Source organism: Micromonospora sp. NPDC093243, from assembly GCF_044753725.1.
Lineage (GTDB): Bacteria > Actinomycetota > Actinomycetes > Mycobacteriales > Micromonosporaceae > Micromonospora.
In genome coordinates, this window is record NZ_JBIVNT010000008.1 from 92082 (window position 1) to 107792 (window position 15711).

Annotated in this window: 11 protein-coding genes; 3 read left to right on the forward strand and 8 right to left on the reverse strand. The window is 72.7% G+C overall.

Features of this window, described 5'->3' with window-relative positions:
• Positions 1-30: 30 nt before the first annotated feature.
• Together rlmB and cysS are read right to left on the reverse strand one after the other, a co-directional pair.
• Entirely contained in the window at positions 31-1167 is a 1137-nt protein-coding gene (gene rlmB, locus ACIP9D_RS25870) for a 23S rRNA (guanosine(2251)-2'-O)-methyltransferase RlmB (RefSeq protein WP_350873475.1), read from the reverse strand.
• On the reverse strand, positions 1167-2582 hold the full coding sequence (gene cysS / locus ACIP9D_RS25875; protein WP_350873476.1) for a cysteine--tRNA ligase: 1416 nt from the start codon (positions 2580-2582) through the stop codon (positions 1167-1169). Before cysS ends, rlmB begins: the two co-directional genes overlap by 1 nt.
• 63 nt (positions 2583-2645) lie before the next feature.
• Here cysS and ACIP9D_RS25880 point away from each other — a divergent pair, with 63 nt between their 5' ends.
• Together ACIP9D_RS25880 and ACIP9D_RS25885 are read left to right on the forward strand one after the other, a co-directional pair.
• Positions 2646-3374, forward strand: a complete 729-nt coding sequence (locus ACIP9D_RS25880) for a helix-turn-helix domain-containing protein (protein WP_350873477.1) — start codon at positions 2646-2648, stop codon at positions 3372-3374.
• A gap of 235 nt (positions 3375-3609) precedes the next feature.
• The gene (locus ACIP9D_RS25885; protein ID WP_350873478.1) at positions 3610-4695 is read left to right on the forward strand and encodes a DUF559 domain-containing protein; all 1086 of its coding nucleotides are present in this window, start codon (positions 3610-3612) and stop codon (positions 4693-4695) included.
• A gap of 155 nt (positions 4696-4850) precedes the next feature.
• On the opposite strand, the gene ACIP9D_RS25890 is transcribed toward ACIP9D_RS25885, so the two are convergent.
• The 3 genes from ACIP9D_RS25890 to ACIP9D_RS25900 form a co-directional block, all read right to left on the reverse strand.
• Complete coding sequence (locus ACIP9D_RS25890) at positions 4851-6560, reverse strand: S8 family serine peptidase (protein ID WP_350873479.1); 1710 nt, start codon at positions 6558-6560, stop codon at positions 4851-4853.
• A gap of 135 nt (positions 6561-6695) precedes the next feature.
• Positions 6696-7394 (reverse strand): HAD family hydrolase, encoded by a 699-nt coding sequence (locus ACIP9D_RS25895; protein ID WP_350873480.1) that lies wholly within the window; start codon positions 7392-7394, stop codon positions 6696-6698.
• A gap of 13 nt (positions 7395-7407) precedes the next feature.
• Positions 7408-8373, reverse strand: coding sequence for an EamA family transporter (locus tag ACIP9D_RS25900; RefSeq protein ID WP_350873481.1), 966 nt, complete (start codon positions 8371-8373; stop codon positions 7408-7410).
• 86 nt (positions 8374-8459) lie between these two features.
• Between ACIP9D_RS25900 and ACIP9D_RS25905 the strand changes: the two genes are divergently transcribed.
• Positions 8460-9005, forward strand: coding sequence for a CGNR zinc finger domain-containing protein (locus ACIP9D_RS25905; RefSeq protein WP_350873482.1), 546 nt, complete (start codon positions 8460-8462; stop codon positions 9003-9005).
• A 209-nt stretch (positions 9006-9214) separates the two neighbouring features.
• Here the strand turns inward: ACIP9D_RS25905 and ACIP9D_RS25910 are convergent, their stop codons facing one another.
• The 3 genes from ACIP9D_RS25910 to ACIP9D_RS25920 all read right to left on the reverse strand — a co-directional run bounded on the left by ACIP9D_RS25910 (position 9215) and on the right by ACIP9D_RS25920 (position 15590).
• Entirely contained in the window at positions 9215-10624 is a 1410-nt protein-coding gene (locus ACIP9D_RS25910) for a class II fumarate hydratase (protein ID WP_350873483.1), read from the reverse strand.
• A 48-nt stretch (positions 10625-10672) separates the two neighbouring features.
• A complete protein-coding gene (locus ACIP9D_RS25915; RefSeq protein ID WP_350873484.1) occupies positions 10673-13654 on the reverse strand; it encodes a BTAD domain-containing putative transcriptional regulator in 2982 nt (993 codons plus the stop codon).
• A gap of 268 nt (positions 13655-13922) precedes the next feature.
• Positions 13923-15590, reverse strand: a complete 1668-nt coding sequence (locus ACIP9D_RS25920) for a fumarate hydratase (protein ID WP_350873485.1) — start codon at positions 15588-15590, stop codon at positions 13923-13925.
• Between the last annotated feature and the right edge of the window lie 121 nt (positions 15591-15711).

The following is a 15711-nucleotide window of genomic DNA, read 5'->3' on the forward strand; positions in this document are numbered from 1 at the left end:
TCCGGTTGGGAAGGGGCCTCGTCGGCGTCGTTACAGTGCCGCTGCGCGGCGGCGGGCCACCTCGGCGAGCGTGACCGCAGCGGCCACGCTGGCGTTCAGCGACTCCACCTCGGAGATCATCGGGATGCTCACGGTCAGGTCGCAGGTCTCGCCGACCAGCCGGGACAGCCCGCGCCCCTCGGAGCCGACCACCACGACCAGCGGCCCGACCGCGGCCTCCAGGTCGTAGAGGTCGGTCTCGCCGTCGGCGTCCAGGCCGATGATCATGAAGCCCGCGTCCCGGCAGGCCTTCAGCGACCGGGTCAGGTTGGTCACCTGGGCGACCGGAACCCGCGCGGCCGCGCCGGCGCTGGTCCGCCAGGCGGTCGCGGTGATCCCCGCAGCCCGCCGCTCGGGTACGAAGACACCCTGCGCGCCGAACGCGGCGGCGGAACGGATGACCGCACCGAGGTTGCGCGGGTCGGTGACCCCGTCCAGCGCGACCAGCAGCGGGGCGGTCTGCTCCACCGCGGCCGCGACCATGTCCTCGAACGGCTGGTAGGCGAACGGCGGCACCTGCAGGCCCACGCCCTGGTGCAGCACCCCGCCGGTCATCCGGTCCAGCTCGGCCCGGCTCACCTCGAGGATGGCGATGCCCCGGTCGGCGGCGGTCCGCACGATCTCGTTGATCCGGTCGTCGCTCTCCATGCCCTGCGCGGTGTAGAGCGCGGTCGCCGGCACGCCGGCCCGCAGCGACTCCACCACCGGGTTCCGACCGACCAGCAGCTCCGGGCTGTCCCGGGACGGGTTGGACTTGCGCCCCGGGGCCACCCGCGGGCCGGTACGGCCACCGGTCGGCTTGCCACCGCGACCGGCCGTGCCGCGACCGCCGCCGGCGGGCACGCCCCGGCCGCCACCCTTACCCCAGGTGGTGTCCTTCGAGCCGGGCTGGCCGATCTTGGGGGCGCGCCCCTCCTCGGCCGCCGCCCGACGCTCCTTCTCCTGCTTCCAGGCGGTGCGCTGGGGCAGCTTCTCGGTGCCCGAGTAAGCCTTGTGCCAGGGTCGCTCGTCGGCCGGCAGGGTCTTGCCCCGCCCGGCGAGGGAATCCCGGTTCTTGCCGCCCGAGCCCTTCGGGGCGCCCGCCTTCGGCGTCAGTCGCCGGCCACGGCGCTGCGAGTTGCCGGCCATCAGTCCTGCTCTCCAATAGTCCAACGGGGGCCCTGGGGGGTGTCCTCGACCACCACGCCGGCCTGCTTGAGCTGGTCACGTACCGCGTCCGCGGCGGTCCAGTCCTTGCGGGTGCGGGCCTGCGCGCGCTGCTCCAGGGCCAGAGCGATGAGCGAGTCCACCACTCCGCGCAGGTCGTCCACCCGCCCGCCACCGGTCCACACCGGGTCGAGGGGGTCGACCCCGAGGATATCCAGCATCGTGCGGACGGCGGCCAGCGTGGTGCGGACCGTCACATCGTCGCCGCCGGTCAGCGCCGTGTTGCCGTCCCGGACCACCTCGTGCAGCACGGCCAGCGCGGCGGAGGTGTTCAGGTCGTCGTCCATCGCGGCGACGAACCCGGCCGGCAGCTCGCCGAACTGCCCGGCACCGACCCGCTCCACGGCCCGCTGCACGAACCCCTCGACCCGCCGGTAGGCGGTCGCCGCCTCGCGGAGCGCTTCCTCCGAGTAGTCGATCCGGGAGCGGTAGTGCGCGGCGGCGTAGTAGTAGCGCAGCTCCACCGGGCGCACCCCGAGCGAGTCGACGTACGCCAGGTCGAGGGTGTTGCCGAGCGACTTGCCCATCTTGGCCCCGCCGATGCTGAGCAGGCCGTGGTGCACCCAGTAGCGGGCGAACGGCAGGCCGGCGGCCTGGGACTGGGCGATCTCGTTCTCGTGGTGCGGGAAGGTCAGGTCGAGCCCGCCGCCGTGGATGTCGAACTCGGCGCCCAGGTAGCGCCAGCACATCGCCGAGCACTCGATGTGCCAGCCGGGGCGGCCCCGGCCCCACGGCGACGGCCAGTACGCGTCCTGCGGCTCCTCGGGCTTGGCGCCCTTCCAGAGCGCGAAGTCGCGGGGGTCGCGCTTGCCCCGGTCGGGGGCGTCGCCGGCGGACTGCATGTCGTCCGGCGACTGGTTGGAGAGCGACCCGTAGGCCGGCCACGAGGCCACGTCGAAGTAGACGTCGCCGGAGCCGTCGACGGCCGGGTAGGCGTGCCCGTCGGCGATCAGCTTGGCGATCAACTCGTGCATCTCCGGGATGTGCCCGGTGGCCCGCGGCTCGTAGGTCGGCGGCAGCACGTTGAGCGCCCGGTAGGCCGCGCCCAGGATCTGCTCGTTGGTGTACGCGATCGACCAGAACGCCTGACCCCGCTCGATCGCCTTGACAAGGATCTTGTCGTCGATGTCGGTCAGGTTGCGGATGAAGGTGACCTGGTAGCCGGCGAAAATCAGCCAGCGACGCAGGATGTCGTAGTTGACGCCGGAGCGAAGGTGACCGATGTGCGGCGGCGCCTGCAGGGTGAGACCACACAGGTAGACCCCCACCTTGCCGGCTTCCCGCGGGACGAAGTCCCGCACCGATCGGGTGGCGGTGTCATACAGGCGTAGCGTCACCGTACAAGGGTAGCCGTCCGTACATTTCGGGGGCGGCCGGTGCCGCGTCGTACGCTCCCTGTCATGGACACGGCGGCACGGCCCGGCGGCGCCCCGCCCGACGCGCCCACCGGCCTCGGCGGGCCGCCCAGCGGCGGGTCGGCAGGCACCGGCGGTGGGTCGGCGGGTGAGACGGCGCAGACCCTGGAGCGCGGGCTACGCCTGCTGCACCTGGTCGCCGACGCGCCGGGCGGGCTGACCGTCACCGAGGCCGCCAACCGGCTGGGCATCGGCCGGGCCGCCGTCTACCGACTCGCCGGCCCGCTGACCGGGCACGGCATGCTCCGCCGCGACGAGGCCGGCCGGCTGCGCCTCGGCGCCGGCGTGCTGCACCTGGCCCGCCGGGCCCAGCCGCTGCTCGCCGAGGGAGCGCTGCCCGCGCTGCGCCGCCTGGCCGAGCAGGCCGGCGCCACCGCGCACCTCACCGTGGTCGAGGGCGGCGAGGGGGTCGCTCTGGCCGTGGTGGAGCCCAGTTGGACCTCGTTCCACGTGGCGTACCGGACCGGGGCCCGGCACCCGCTGGACCGGGGGGCCGCGGGCCGGGCGATCCTGGCCGGCCGGGCCGGATCCGCCGCGCCGGTGAGCAGCAGCGGCGAGCTTCAGGCCGGGGCGTACGGGGTGGCCGCACCGGTGCTCGGGGTGCCGGGCCTGGAGGCGAGCGTCGGTGTGGTCGCGCTCGCCCCGCTGGACGCCGAGGTGGTCGGCGCCCAGGTACGCGCCGCTGCCACCGCCATCACCACCGCCCTCTCCTGACCCGCCCCCTGCCCGGCCCGGCGGTAGATCGCGGCCCCACGCTTGATCGACTCGCCTTCATGGATGTCGCGGTGTCTGGTCTCGCGCAGACCCCGACTTCCCAGATCTCGAGTCGATCACCCATACCACGCGGGCCCGCCCGGGTCGGCGCCGTCCACAGGCGGCCCACCGCCGACCCGCCAGCGCTGTCCACAGGGGTGTCCGGGCCGACCGCCGGGCGACCACGCTGGTTGGCATGCCACCCCAACCCCACCGGCCAGCCGACCTGGCCTGGCAGGTCTTTCGCGGCTCCGACGCCGTCCGACGCGGTCTGCTCACGGAGCACCAGTTGCGTAGTAGCGCCTGGATACGTCTGCGGCACGACGTCTACGCCGATGCCCGGCTCGACCGCGACCACGCCCTGGCCTGCCGGGCCGCTGCACTGCGCGTGCCGACCGGTGTGCTGATCGCCGGACCCTCAGCCGCCTACCTGCACGGCGTCCGCCACGCCGCGACTTTCACCGACGAGGTGCACGTACTGGTGCCGCGACCGATGCGACTCGGTGCTCAGCGGCGCCTGCGGATTCACACCGGCGATCCCACCTCGACTCCGGCCGATCCGGGCCCATTGGCTTTACGTCGTGAGAACGACGCGGTCCAACTCACCGCCCTCACTCCATTGAAGGGCCACGGTGGCCCGCTGATCCGGCCCGATACGGACGCCCGGCGACCCGGCAGGCCACGGACGCCGACCTCGGTGATCACGACGATGCACCCCGGCAAAGCCACGGCACCGGTTTTCCGACAGATCACTGCGCTGCCACGCACCGACCCGGGCCAGGCGGCCTGGGAGACCGCAGTCTGGCTGGAACCGGTCCGAGCCGTCGGCATCGTCGACGCTTTGCTCGGCCAGGGCCTGACCAGCCCGAACGTGCTCGCCGCTGTCGCTGATGCCAATGCCGATCGGCCCGGCGGTCGGCGGGCCAGATGGGTCTTCGCGCTGGCCGACCCGGGCGCGCAGTCCCCGCCCGAGTCGCATCTTCGGGTCAGGCTGGTGCTGGCCGGGCTGCCCCGCCCGGTCGTGCAGCACCCGGTGCGACTGCCGGCCGGCCTCGTCCTGCATCCCGACCTGGCCTGGCCCGAGTATCGGGTCGCGGTCGAGTACGACGGCCAGTGGCACGCCGACCCCGAGCGGCTGCACACCGACCGGAGGCGGCTGAACCAGTTGGTTGCCGCCGGTTGGCTCGTGCTGCACGTGACCAGCCGTCGGATGCACCAGGATTTCCCCGGCGTGCTGCGCGAGGTCCGCGCCGCTCTCTCCGCCCGAGGCTGGCGACCGTGACCGGACTCCACCGTCTCACGTCTCTGCGGGCGCCGCTCGACTTCAAGGATCTCGGGCTGTCGATGACGCCTGGTCAACCCGACGTCCTTGAACCCGGGTCGATCGCGCAGGCGGGGCCCGGTCGAGTGGTCGACCGGGCCCCGTCGGGATGTGCGTTACGGCCGGGCGTTCGGCTTGAGCGGGGTGGTCACCGCGGCGTACGCGTCGACGATCCCGTAGCCGTAGAAGCCGTTGAAGTTGAGTCCACCGGCGCAGTAGGCGTCGAAGGTCTCGTCCCGGCCCTCATTGCGGTACTGCTGCAAACGCGGCTCGGGGCAGGCGTGCTCGGCCGCCGTCCGGTAGAGGTGCTGCTCGACCAGGTCGGGCGACATGCCGAAGCCGCCGCGGCGCTCGGCCTTGCCGTACCGGCTGACGATGAGCGCGGCGACGCCGGCGGCGTGCGGCGACGCCATCGAGGTGCCCTGCAGGTAGGTGTAGTAGCCGCACTCACCGTTCGGCTTGCACTGCTTGAAGACCTCGTTGGCGATCCGCGGGTCGATGTTGCCGTCCGCGTCCACCCGGGGGTCCGGGATGTCGGCCGAGATGGGCTCCTCCTGGAGCACCTTCTTCGGGTACGTCGAGAGGATCATGTTGGCCGGGGTGCGGAACGTGTCCGTGCCGAAGCCGTCCCGGAACCAGCCACCCGGCGCGGCGATCGAGATCTGCTCGGTGCCGTAGTTCGAGTAGTCGGCCTTCTTGCCGGACGGGCCGACCGACGACACGCCGATCACATGCGGGCCCTCGGCGGGCAGGTCCCAGCAGCTCTCGTTGTCGATCGGCCGCGGGTACGGGTCGGCGCCGTAGTCGGGGCTCGTCTCGTCCACCCGCGGGTTGCCGAGGTCCTCGTTGTTGTTGCCGAGCGCGCCGACGAGGGTCACGCCCCGGTTGTGGGCGTAGGTCAGCGCCCGCTTCATCGCCTTGATGATGGCCCGCTGCTCGGCCTGGTCCGCCGGCGAGTCGGCCGGGTTGGCGGTGCAGTTGTAGAGCCAGGGGTCCACGTAGAACGACATGTTCACCACGTCGAGCCCGGCCTTGCCGGCGTAGAGCAGCGCGTTGACCACCGGGTCCAGGAAGAAGTACCCGGAGTCCTGGCCACCCTTGAGTTCCACCAGGGAGACGTTCGGCGCCACCCCGGAGAGGCCGAAGCCGTTGGCCGCGGCGCCGATGGTGCCGGCCACGTGGGTGCCGTGCCCGCCGTCGTCGGTGCCGACCGCGTCGAGGCAGCTGGGCACCTCGCACGGGCCGTCGACGTCCGCCAGGTCCGGGGCGAAGTTGCGCGACAGCGACCAGTTGAAGTTCGGGGCGATGTCCGGGTTGCTGGCGTCGACGCCGGTGTCCAGGACGCCAACGGTGACCCGTCGGTCGCCGGGCTCCACCGTGCGGGCCCGGTCGGTCCGCATCATCTCCAGGCCCCAGAGCTTGTCGTCCAGCGGGTCGAGCTTCTTGCCGCGCCGGTCGGCGGCGCCCTTGGTCTTGGCGGCGGCCAGCAGGTGCTCCTGCTCGACCAGGTCGAGCTTCGGCTTGCGGCCGATGGCCTTCTGCTCGGTGGCGCCGATCAACGCCGGGGCGGCGGTCGCCTTGGCGGCGAAGTCGGCCCGGTCACTGCGCACCTGGTAGAGGCCGACCTCGTCGGTCCGGGCGGTGACCGTGCCGCCGGCCGCCCGGATCGCGGCGATGGCCGCGTCCGCGCCGACGCCGTCCTCGGCGACCACGGTGAACGTCCGGGAGCTGGTCGGGGCGGCGCCCGCGGGCACCCCCAGCCCGGTGACCGTGAGGGCCAGCACCGCCGTCGTGGCGACGGCACCGGCGGTGAAGCGTCTGCTCACCACATCGAGTCCTTCCGTTGCGGAAACGTGCCAGCCATCACACCGCACCGGCGGGAATTCCGCCACACGGCAGTCCCAGACACGGGGTGCCGGCCGCACGCCCGTCGGGCGCGGAGGTCCAGCGGGGGACCGCCGTCATCCGCCGGCAGTCTCGCGATCGTCCAGAGCGGCCAGCAGCTGCGACAGCTCGGCCACGGTCGACACCTCGCCGTCCGGGACGAGGCCCGGCGGGCGCGGCAGGCCGAGGCGGTTGAGCCAGACGGCGCGCAGGCCGGCGCGCTGCGGCCCCCGCACGTCATGCTCGATCGAGTCGCCGACGTAGACCACCTGCGATGCCGGACCGCCGGCCGCGGCGACCACCGCGGCGTAGAACTCCGGCGCCGGCTTCTTGGGCAGCCCGTTCTCGTGCGCGTACAACTCGAAGCTGAACTCGCCGGCGAGCCCGCAGCGTTCGGCGCGGCTGTTGCCGTTGGTGGCGAAGCCCAACGTCCAGCGTCGGCGCAGTGCCGCCAGCGCGGGCAGCACGTCCGGAAACGGCCGGGTGAGCGCGAACCGCCGGGCGAAGAAGAGCGCGGCGATGTCGTCCAGGTGCGCTTCGAGCCCGGCCCGGGCCAGCGAGCGGGCCAGCGCTGCCCGGCGGATCTCCATGACCGGCGCGGCGCTCAGCTCGCCGAAGACCGCACCCCAGTCCGACTCCACGTCCGCGAGCGACACCCCGGCCGCCGCCGGGGCCAGCCGCCGCATCTCCTCGAGTACGGCCATCAGCCCGCCGGTCACCGCCGGCCGCAGGTCGAGCAGGGTCTCGTCGGCGTCGAAGACAACGGTGGTCAACACGCCGAGAAGGATCTCACCGCTCGCCGGCGAGCACCGGTTCCCGGTCGGCGTCCGCCGCCATCCGGCCTTCGCGCAGTTCGGCGAGGCGGACCAGCGCGACCCCGGCGATGATCAGCGCACCGCCGAAGAGCTGCACCACGGTGGGCAGTTCGCCGAGGACCAGCCAGGCGATCAGGACCGCGAACATGACCTCGGTGAGCCCGACGAACGACGACAGTCGAGGACCGAGGATTCGCGCCCCGGCGATCCCGGTCAGGTACGCGACCACGGCCGCGACCAGGGAGAGGCCGGCGATCGGCACCAGCCAGCTGGTCTGCTGACCGGCGAACTCGACGGTGCCGAAGCTCGCGTGCAGGGGCAGCACCCCGACCAGGCCGAGCGCGAGCAGGGCGGCGGCACCGACGGCCATTCCGCCGCTGGCCAGAACCACCGACGGAAGCTCGGCGTCGACCCGGCCGGCGAGCACGAAGTAACCGGCCAGCCCGACGGCGGCGCCCAGCCCCCAGAGCACACCCACCGGATCGAGCCGGCCGGCGCCGGTGAGGTCGAGGACGAAGACCAGCCCGGCCAGGGCGGCCACCGACCCGGCCACGGTCAGCCGGCGGGGACGCTGCCCGTGGACCAGCCACGTCCAGGCCACCACCAGGATGATGCCGAGGTATTCCAGCAGCAGGGCGACGCCGACCGGCAGGTAGCGCACCGCGTTGAAGAAGCAGACCTGGGCGAGCGCCACGCCGAGCAGGCCGAAGACCCCGACGACGCTGAGGTTGCGCCGCAGCACGTGCCACTTGCCGCGCAGCGAGAGCGCCGCCGGCACCGCCACCACCACGGCCGCGATACCGACCCGGGCGATCACGGCCGACGGCGCCGACCAGCCGGACTCGATCAGCGAGCGGGCGAAGGTGCCGGAGGTGGCGAAGGTGACCGCGGAGAGCAGCGCGAGACCGAGGCCGAGCCCGGCGGCGGGTGGTTGATGCATCGGGCGCTCCTTGGCACGGCGGGGCGGTCATGGGCAAACTATGGGTATACCAATGACGCTAGGCGGCCACCCCGACAGGAGTCAAGTTGCTTTTCGCCCATGACACCGAATGTTCGTTGACCGCCGCCACCGCGCTGGTCAACACCGGCGGCAGCGACGGGGAGGGGCTGCCCGACGTCGCCGCGCTGGACGAGTTCTATCTGACGCACGCCTACAGCGGACGCCACGAGCACACCCGGGCCGAGCTGGATTCGGTACGCGAGCTGCGCCCCCGACTGCGCCGGATCTGGGAGGCCGACACCGACGAGATCGTCGCCATCGTCAACGGCCTGCTCAGGGAGAACGACGCGCTGCCCCAGCTGATCACGCACGACGACGAGCCCTACCACTTCCATGCCGTGCCTCGGGACGCGCCGCTGGCCACCCGGATGGCGGTCGAGGCGGCGATGGCCGTCGCCGACCTGGTCCGCAGCGGCGAGCTGAGCCGGCTGCGGATCTGCGATCACCCCGACTGCGACAACGTGCTGGTGGACCTCTCCCGGAACCGGTCCCGCCGGTTCTGCGAGGCGGGCTGCGGCAACCGGGCCGCCGTCAACGCGTACCGGGCGCGCAAGGCTGCCGGTCGACAGTGAGCCGGCCGGTCCCGCACCGGACCACCCCCGCACGCCAGTCGCCACCTCAACACAGTTGGCGTCAGTCTGTGGATCCAGCGCCGCGTTGATCAAGAGATTCGCGTCAAGTTCGATCTCCGCGACGACGCAAACCTCTTGATCACTGGGTTTCTCGCGGGCCGCCGGGCGATGCGGACGGCTCAGCTCAAGCGGAGGGCCGCACGGCCGGGTCAGGGGTGGGTCATCCGGAGCAGGTCGAGCGCCTCGTCGAGCTGGGTCTCGGAGAGCTTGCCGCTGGCCACGTGCCCCCGCGCGATCACCACCTCGCGGATCGAGGTCTGCTTGGCCAGCGCCTCCTTGGCGATCGAGGCGGCCTCGTCGTACCCCACGTAACGGTTGAGCGGGGTGACGATCGACGGCGAGCCCTCGGCGTACGCCAGACAGACCTCGGCGTCCGCGACCAGGCCGACCACCAGCCGGTCGGCGAAGAGCCGGCTGGACGCGGAGAGCAGCCGGATCGACTCCAGCAGGTTGCGGCCCATCACCGGCAGCATGACGTTGAGCTCGAAGTCACCCTGGGAGCCGGCGAAGGCGACCGTGGCGTCGTTGCCGATGACCTGCGCGCAGACCTGCCGCATCGCCTCGGCGACCACCGGGTTGACCTTGCCCGGCATGATCGACGAGCCGGGCTGGAGGTCGGGGATGCGCAGCTCCCGCAGACCGGCCCGGGGGCCGGAACCCATCCAGCGGATGTCATTCGCGATCTTGTAGAGCCCGACGGCGATGGTGCGCAGCTGCCCGGAGGTCTCCACCAGCGCGTCCCGCGCGCCCTGCGCCTCGAAGTGGTTGCGCGCCTCGGTCAGCGGCAACCCGGTCGACTCGCGCAGCTTCTCGATGACCGCGGCGGCGAAGCCGAGCGGGGTGTTGATGCCGGTGCCCACCGCGGTGCCGCCCAACGGCAACTCGGCCAGCCGGGGCAACGCCCCCTCCAACCGCTCGATCCCGTAGCGGACCTGCGCGGCGTAGCCACCGAACTCCTGGCCGAGGGTCACCGGGGTGGCGTCCATGAGGTGGGTACGCCCGGCCTTCACCACGGTCTCGAACTCGGCCGACTTGCTCTCCAACGCCTCGGCCAGGTGGGTCAGCGCCGGCAGCAGATCGTGCGCGACGGCCTGGGTGGCGGCCAGGTGGATCGAGGACGGGAAGACGTCGTTGCTGGACTGTGAGGCGTTCACGTCGTCGTTCGGGTGCACGTCGCGGCCCAGCTCCCGGCCGGCCAGGGTGGCGATCACCTCGTTGGTGTTCATGTTGGACGAGGTGCCCGAGCCGGTCTGGAACACGTCGATCGGGAACTGGTCGTCGTAGCCGCCGTCGGCCACGTGCGCGGCGGCGGCGACGATCGACGCCGCCACGTTCGCGTCGATCACGCCCAGCTCACCGTTGACCTCGGCCGCCGCGCCCTTGATCTGGGCCAGCGCCCGGATCTGGGCCGGCTCGATCCCCCGACCGGAGATCGGGAAGTTCTGCACCGCGCGCTGTGTCTGCGCCCGCCACAGCGCGTCGGCCGGCACCTCCACCTCACCCATCGAGTCGCGTTCGATCCGGTAGCCGGTCGCCTCTGGAGTCGTCACGCGTACCATCCTGCCGCGCCGTTCGCCGACGTGCAGGTGATCGCGCGCACGCCCGGGTCAGTCCAACTCGGCGAGGAGTCGCTCGACCTCGTCCCGATCCGGCGCCTCGACCTGCCGGAACAGCGCCAGCGCGCGGGTCCAGTGAGCCCGCGCGGCGACCGGGTCCGACTCCCGCAGGCAGCGGGCGATCCCGTCCAGCGCCCGCGCCTGCTCGTGCCGGACATCCAGCCGGGTGGCGTCCGCCAGCACCCGTCGATGCAGGTCCAGCGCGCTACCGGGGTCCCCCGCCGCGAGCAACGCCCGCGCCAGCAGGTTCCGCGAGGCGCACTGCCCACCCCGGTCGCCCGCCTCGATCATCGCGACCAACGCCTCCCGGTGCCGGTCCATCGCCACCTCCGGGTGGCCGCCCGCCCGCTCCAGGGCGCCGATCTCGTTGAGCAGTTCGCCGACGCCGTACCAGTTGCCGAGCCGACGCTTCATCGCGAGCGCGACCCTCAACCGGCGGACGGCGGGCTCGCCGTGCCCCAACCGGGTCCGGGCGATCGCCACATGCCCCATCGCGTTCACCGTGTCGTAGAGCGTGCCGTGGGTGCGGGACAGCAGCAGTTGCCGGTGGGCCACGGCGAGCGCCTCCGCCGGCCGGCCGGCGGTAAGGAGGATGGATGCCTGGTTGGTGAAGACCGCGACGACACCCGCCTCGTGCCCCTCCCGGCGAAGGATGGCCAACGCCTCGTCCAGGTGTCGCAAGGCGACCGTGGCGTTGCCGACGAGGGACCGGAGTGCCGCCAGGTTCTTGTGGGCTCCGGCCACACCCACCCGGTCGCCCAGCCGCTCCCGCAGCCGGAGGGCGATCTCCATGGACACCACCGCGTCGCCGTAGCGGGCCTGGCGGTGATAGCCCGACGCGAGGTAGTTGTGCATCGTCGCGATCGCGGCCTCGTCGCCCAGCCGCTCCGCGGCCCGCAGCCCGGTCGAGTGGATCTCGATCAGCTCATCCAGGTGGCCGTGCGAGTACCAGTAGCTCCACCCGGCGTACGCGAGCTGCCAGCAGTAGGCCGCCCGGCCCTCCTGCTCGGCGAGCCGGACCATCGCGGCGATGCTGAAGCGGTGCTCGTCCAGCCACTCGATGCCCGGCGCGGCGCCCGCTTCGATCAGGTCCGACCGGAGCGGCGGGGGTACCGGGAACGGCGCGGTCGTCGCCGACCGGTTGAGCTGACGCGCTGCCGCCGCGACCAGGTGCAAGTGGACGTTGAGCATCCGCTCCACCGCGGCCGACCGCTCGGCGGCGGCCGCCGGATCGGCGATCAACTGCTGGGCGTGGTCGCGGACGAGGTCGTGGAAGCGGAACCGCCCCGGCTCGGTCTCCTCCGCCAGATGCGCGTCGACCAGTTCGTCGAGCAGATCCTGCGCGTCGGCGAGCGACACGTCGGCCAGCGCGGCTGCCGCCAGGTTGTCGAACCGCGGCCCGGGGTGCAGCCCGAGCAGCCGGAACATCCGCTGCGCCGCCCGGGTCACCTGCGCGTACGACAGGGCGAAGGCCCGGCCGACGGAGCGCTCGCCGGCCACCAGCTCGGTGAGGGCGTCCCGCCCGCCGGCGAGGCGCGCGGCGAGGTCGGCGATGCGCCAGCGGGGGCGGTGCGCCAGCCGGGCACCGGCGAGCCGGATCGCCAGCGGCAGGTACCCACACCGGCGGACCACCTCGGCGGCGGCCTCCGGCTCGGCGGCCACCCGTTCGACGCCGACCACCTTCGCCAGCAGCTCGAGCCCCTCGTCCGGGTCGAGCACCGCGAGCGACGACGGCCGCCCCTCGTCCAGCCCGGTCAGCCGCCGTCGGCTGGTGATCAGCGTCAGGGTGCCTCGACCGCTGGGCAGCAGCGGCGCCACCTGACCGGCACTCGCCGCGTTGTCGAGCACCACCACGGCTCGCCGGTTGGCGAGTTCGCTGCGCCACAGTGCGGCCCGCTCGTCCTCGCCGACGGGAATCCGCTCACCGGGCACGCCGAGCTGGCGCAGCAGCGCGGCGAGCGCCGCCGCCGGTGACACCGGCTCACGCTCGCTGTGCCCGTGCAGGTCGATGAACAGGTGCGCGTCGGGGTAGCGCTCCACGAGCGCGGTGGCGAGGTGGATCGCCAGGGTGGTCTTGCCGCTGCCCGCCATGCCGTCGATGAGCTGGACCGACGTGTGGTCCTCGTCGATCTCCTTCAACAACCGGGCCAGCGTCTCCTGCCGACCGGTGAAGTCGCTGATCGCCCGGGGCAGGCAGCGGACCGGGGCGGCCGGCAGCCGGTCCGGTGCGGACAGGGCGAGGTCACCGGCGAGTACCCGCTGGTGCAGTTCCTGCAGCGCGGCGCCGGGCTCGATGCCCAGCTCGTCGGCGTAGAGCCGCCGGCCGTCGCGGTAGACGGCGAGGGCCTCGGCCTGCCGGCCGACGGCGGCGAGGGCGAGCATCAACTGGGCGCGCAGCCGTTCACGCAGCGGATGCCGGTCGACGCTCTCGGCCAGCTCGTCGAGCAGCTCGGCCGCGTGCCCGAGACGCAGCTCGATGTCGACGCACTCCTCCAGCGCGGCGAGCCGGTGTTCGTCGAGGGCCTGCGCCCGGCGCCGCACGCTCCGGCTCGGAATCCCGCTGACCGCCGGGCCACGCCAGAGGGCCAACGCCCCGCGGAAGTGCCGGCGGGCCTCGGCGAGCTGACCGGCGGCGAGCGCCGCCCGCGCGACGTCGACGCCGCGGGCGAAGACGTCGGCGTCCAACTCGTCCGGCCCGATCCGGACCGCGTAGCCCACCGGGTCGGTGACGATGGTCTCCGGCGGCACGTCGAGCTGGACGAAGCGGCGGCGCAGGCGGGACACGCAGGTCTGCAACTGGGCGCGGGCGGTGGCTGGCGGCCGCTCCTCCCAGACCGCGTCGACCAGCTCTTCCACCGGCACGATCCGACCGGAGCGCAGCAGCAGCATGGCGAGCACGGTCCGGTCGCGGCCCGCGGTGACGGTGGCCTCGCCACCGCCGACCCGCAGGGGCCCCAGGATCCCGAACCGCATCTACTCTCCCCGCACTACAGGTGCAACTTCTCAGCAGGGTAGCCCGACGGTGACAGGTGGTTCTCGGCCGGTGATAGCGATGTGAGAGCGGTTCGGCAGCCGCTGAGGCCAGACTCCTTGCGGGGCGCCAGTGTGTTGGCGTCCGACGGGGGCGGTGCGCCCGCCTGAACCCAGAGGTGGCGGGCGCACCGACGTCGACCGTCGCAGCTCCGGCAGACGAAGGGCGCCGGGCAGAAGCCCAGCGCCCTTTGTGCACTGACGCGGCAGGTCAGCGGCGGCCGACCGTCAGCACCGGCTTGGTGACCTCGGCGAAGAAATCGTTGCCCTTGTCGTCGACCACGATGAAGGCCGGGAAGTCCTCCACCTCGATCTTCCAGACCGCCTCCATGCCCAACTCGGCGTATTCGAGCACCTCGACGTGGCGGATGCAGTCCTGCGCGAGCCGGGCCGCCGGGCCGCCGATCGAGCCGAGGTAGAAACCGCCGTGCTGCTGGCAGGAGCGGGTCACCTGGGCGGAGCGGTTCCCCTTGGCGAGCATCACCTGCGAGCCGCCGGCGGCCTGGAACTTCTCCACGTAGGCGTCCATCCGCCCCGCCGTGGTCGGGCCGAACGAGCCGGAGGCGTAGCCCTCGGGGGTCTTGGCCGGGCCGGCGTAGTAGACGGCGTGGTCGCGCAGGTACTGGGGCATCGGCTCGCCCGCGTCCAGCCGCTCGGCGATCTTGGCATGGGCGATGTCCCGGGCCACCACCAGCGGGCCGGTCAGCGAGAGCCGGGTCTTCACCGGGTACTTGGACAGCTCGGCGCGGATCTCGTCCATCGGCCGGTTCAGGTCGACCTTGACGACCATCTCGGCGTCGAGCGTCTCGTCGGTGACGTCGGGCAGGAAGCGCGCCGGGTCGGTCTCGAGTCGCTCCAGCCAGACGCCCGACGGGGTGATCTTGGCGACCGCCTGCCGGTCGGCCGAGCAGGAGACGGCGATCGCCACCGGGCAGGACGCGCCGTGCCGGGGCAGCCGGACCACCCGGACGTCGTGGCAGAAGTAGCGGCCACCGAACTGCGCGCCGATGCCGAAGTTGCGGGTCAGCTCCAGCACCTCGGCCTCCAGCTCCACGTCCCGGAAGCCGTGCGCGGTCATCGAGCCGGAGGTGGGCAGCGAGTCGAGGTACTTGGCGCTGGCGTACTTGGCGGTCTTCAGCGCGTACTCGGCGGAGGTGCCGCCGATGACGATGGCCAGGTGGTACGGCGGGCACGCGGCCGTGCCGATCAGCCGCAGCTTCTCCTCCAGGAACTGCATCATCCGCGTCGGGTTCAGCAGCGCCTTGGTCTCCTGGTAGAGGTACGACTTGTTGGCCGAGCCCCCGCCCTTGGCCATGAAGAGGAACTTGTACGCGTCCGGATGCCCGTCCGGGTCCTCGGCGTACAGCTCCACCTGGGCCGGCAGGTTGCTGCCGGTGTTCCGCTCGTCCCACATGGTCAGCGGGGCAAGCTGCGAGTAACGCAGGTTGAGCTTCGTGTACGCCTGGAAGACGCCCCGGGAGATCGCCTCGGCGTCGGCGCCGTCGGTCAGCACGTGCCGGCCGCGCTTGCCCATCACGATCGCGGTGCCGGTGTCCTGGCACATCGGCAGCACCCCGCCGGCGGCGATGTTGGCGTTGCGCAGCAGGTCGAGCGCGACGAAGCGGTCGTTCGGCGAGGCCATCGGGTCGTCGATGATCGACCGCAGCTGGGCCAGGTGCGCGGGGCGTAGGTAGTGCGCGATGTCATGCATCGCCTCGGCGGTCAGCGCGGTGAGCGCGGCCGGCTCCACGGTGAGGAACCGGCGACCCCCCGGACCGTGTACGACGTCGACGCCCTCGTCGGTGACCAGGCGGTACTCCGTCTGGTCGGGGCCGGTCGGCAGCAGGGGGGCGTACGAGAAGGCGGCGGCACTGCTCATGAGCGGAAAGCCTAGGGCAGACCGGTCGATCATTCCCACCCGCCGGGTGCCCGCTGGGACGCCGCTCTCATCCGGCCCAGGTGCGCGGGGTTCGCGACCCGCCCCGGCCGGGCAGTCCCGC

Bases quoted from the DNA above. Each gene is read 5' to 3' on its own strand.
- ACIP9D_RS25900 (WP_350873481.1), bottom strand. From the start codon at position 8,373: ATGCATCAACCACCCGCCGCCGGGCTCGGCCTCGGTCTCGCGCTGCTC.
- rlmB (WP_350873475.1), bottom strand. From the start codon at position 1,167: ATGGCCGGCAACTCGCAGCGCCGTGGCCGGCGACTGACGCCGAAGGCG.
- ACIP9D_RS25880 (WP_350873477.1), top strand. From the start codon at position 2,646: ATGGACACGGCGGCACGGCCCGGCGGCGCCCCGCCCGACGCGCCCACC.
- ACIP9D_RS25910 (WP_350873483.1), bottom strand. From the start codon at position 10,624: ATGGTACGCGTGACGACTCCAGAGGCGACCGGCTACCGGATCGAACGC.
- ACIP9D_RS25885 (WP_350873478.1), top strand. From the start codon at position 3,610: ATGCCACCCCAACCCCACCGGCCAGCCGACCTGGCCTGGCAGGTCTTT.
- ACIP9D_RS25920 (WP_350873485.1), bottom strand. From the start codon at position 15,590: ATGAGCAGTGCCGCCGCCTTCTCGTACGCCCCCCTGCTGCCGACCGGC.
- ACIP9D_RS25915 (WP_350873484.1), bottom strand. From the start codon at position 13,654: ATGCGGTTCGGGATCCTGGGGCCCCTGCGGGTCGGCGGTGGCGAGGCC.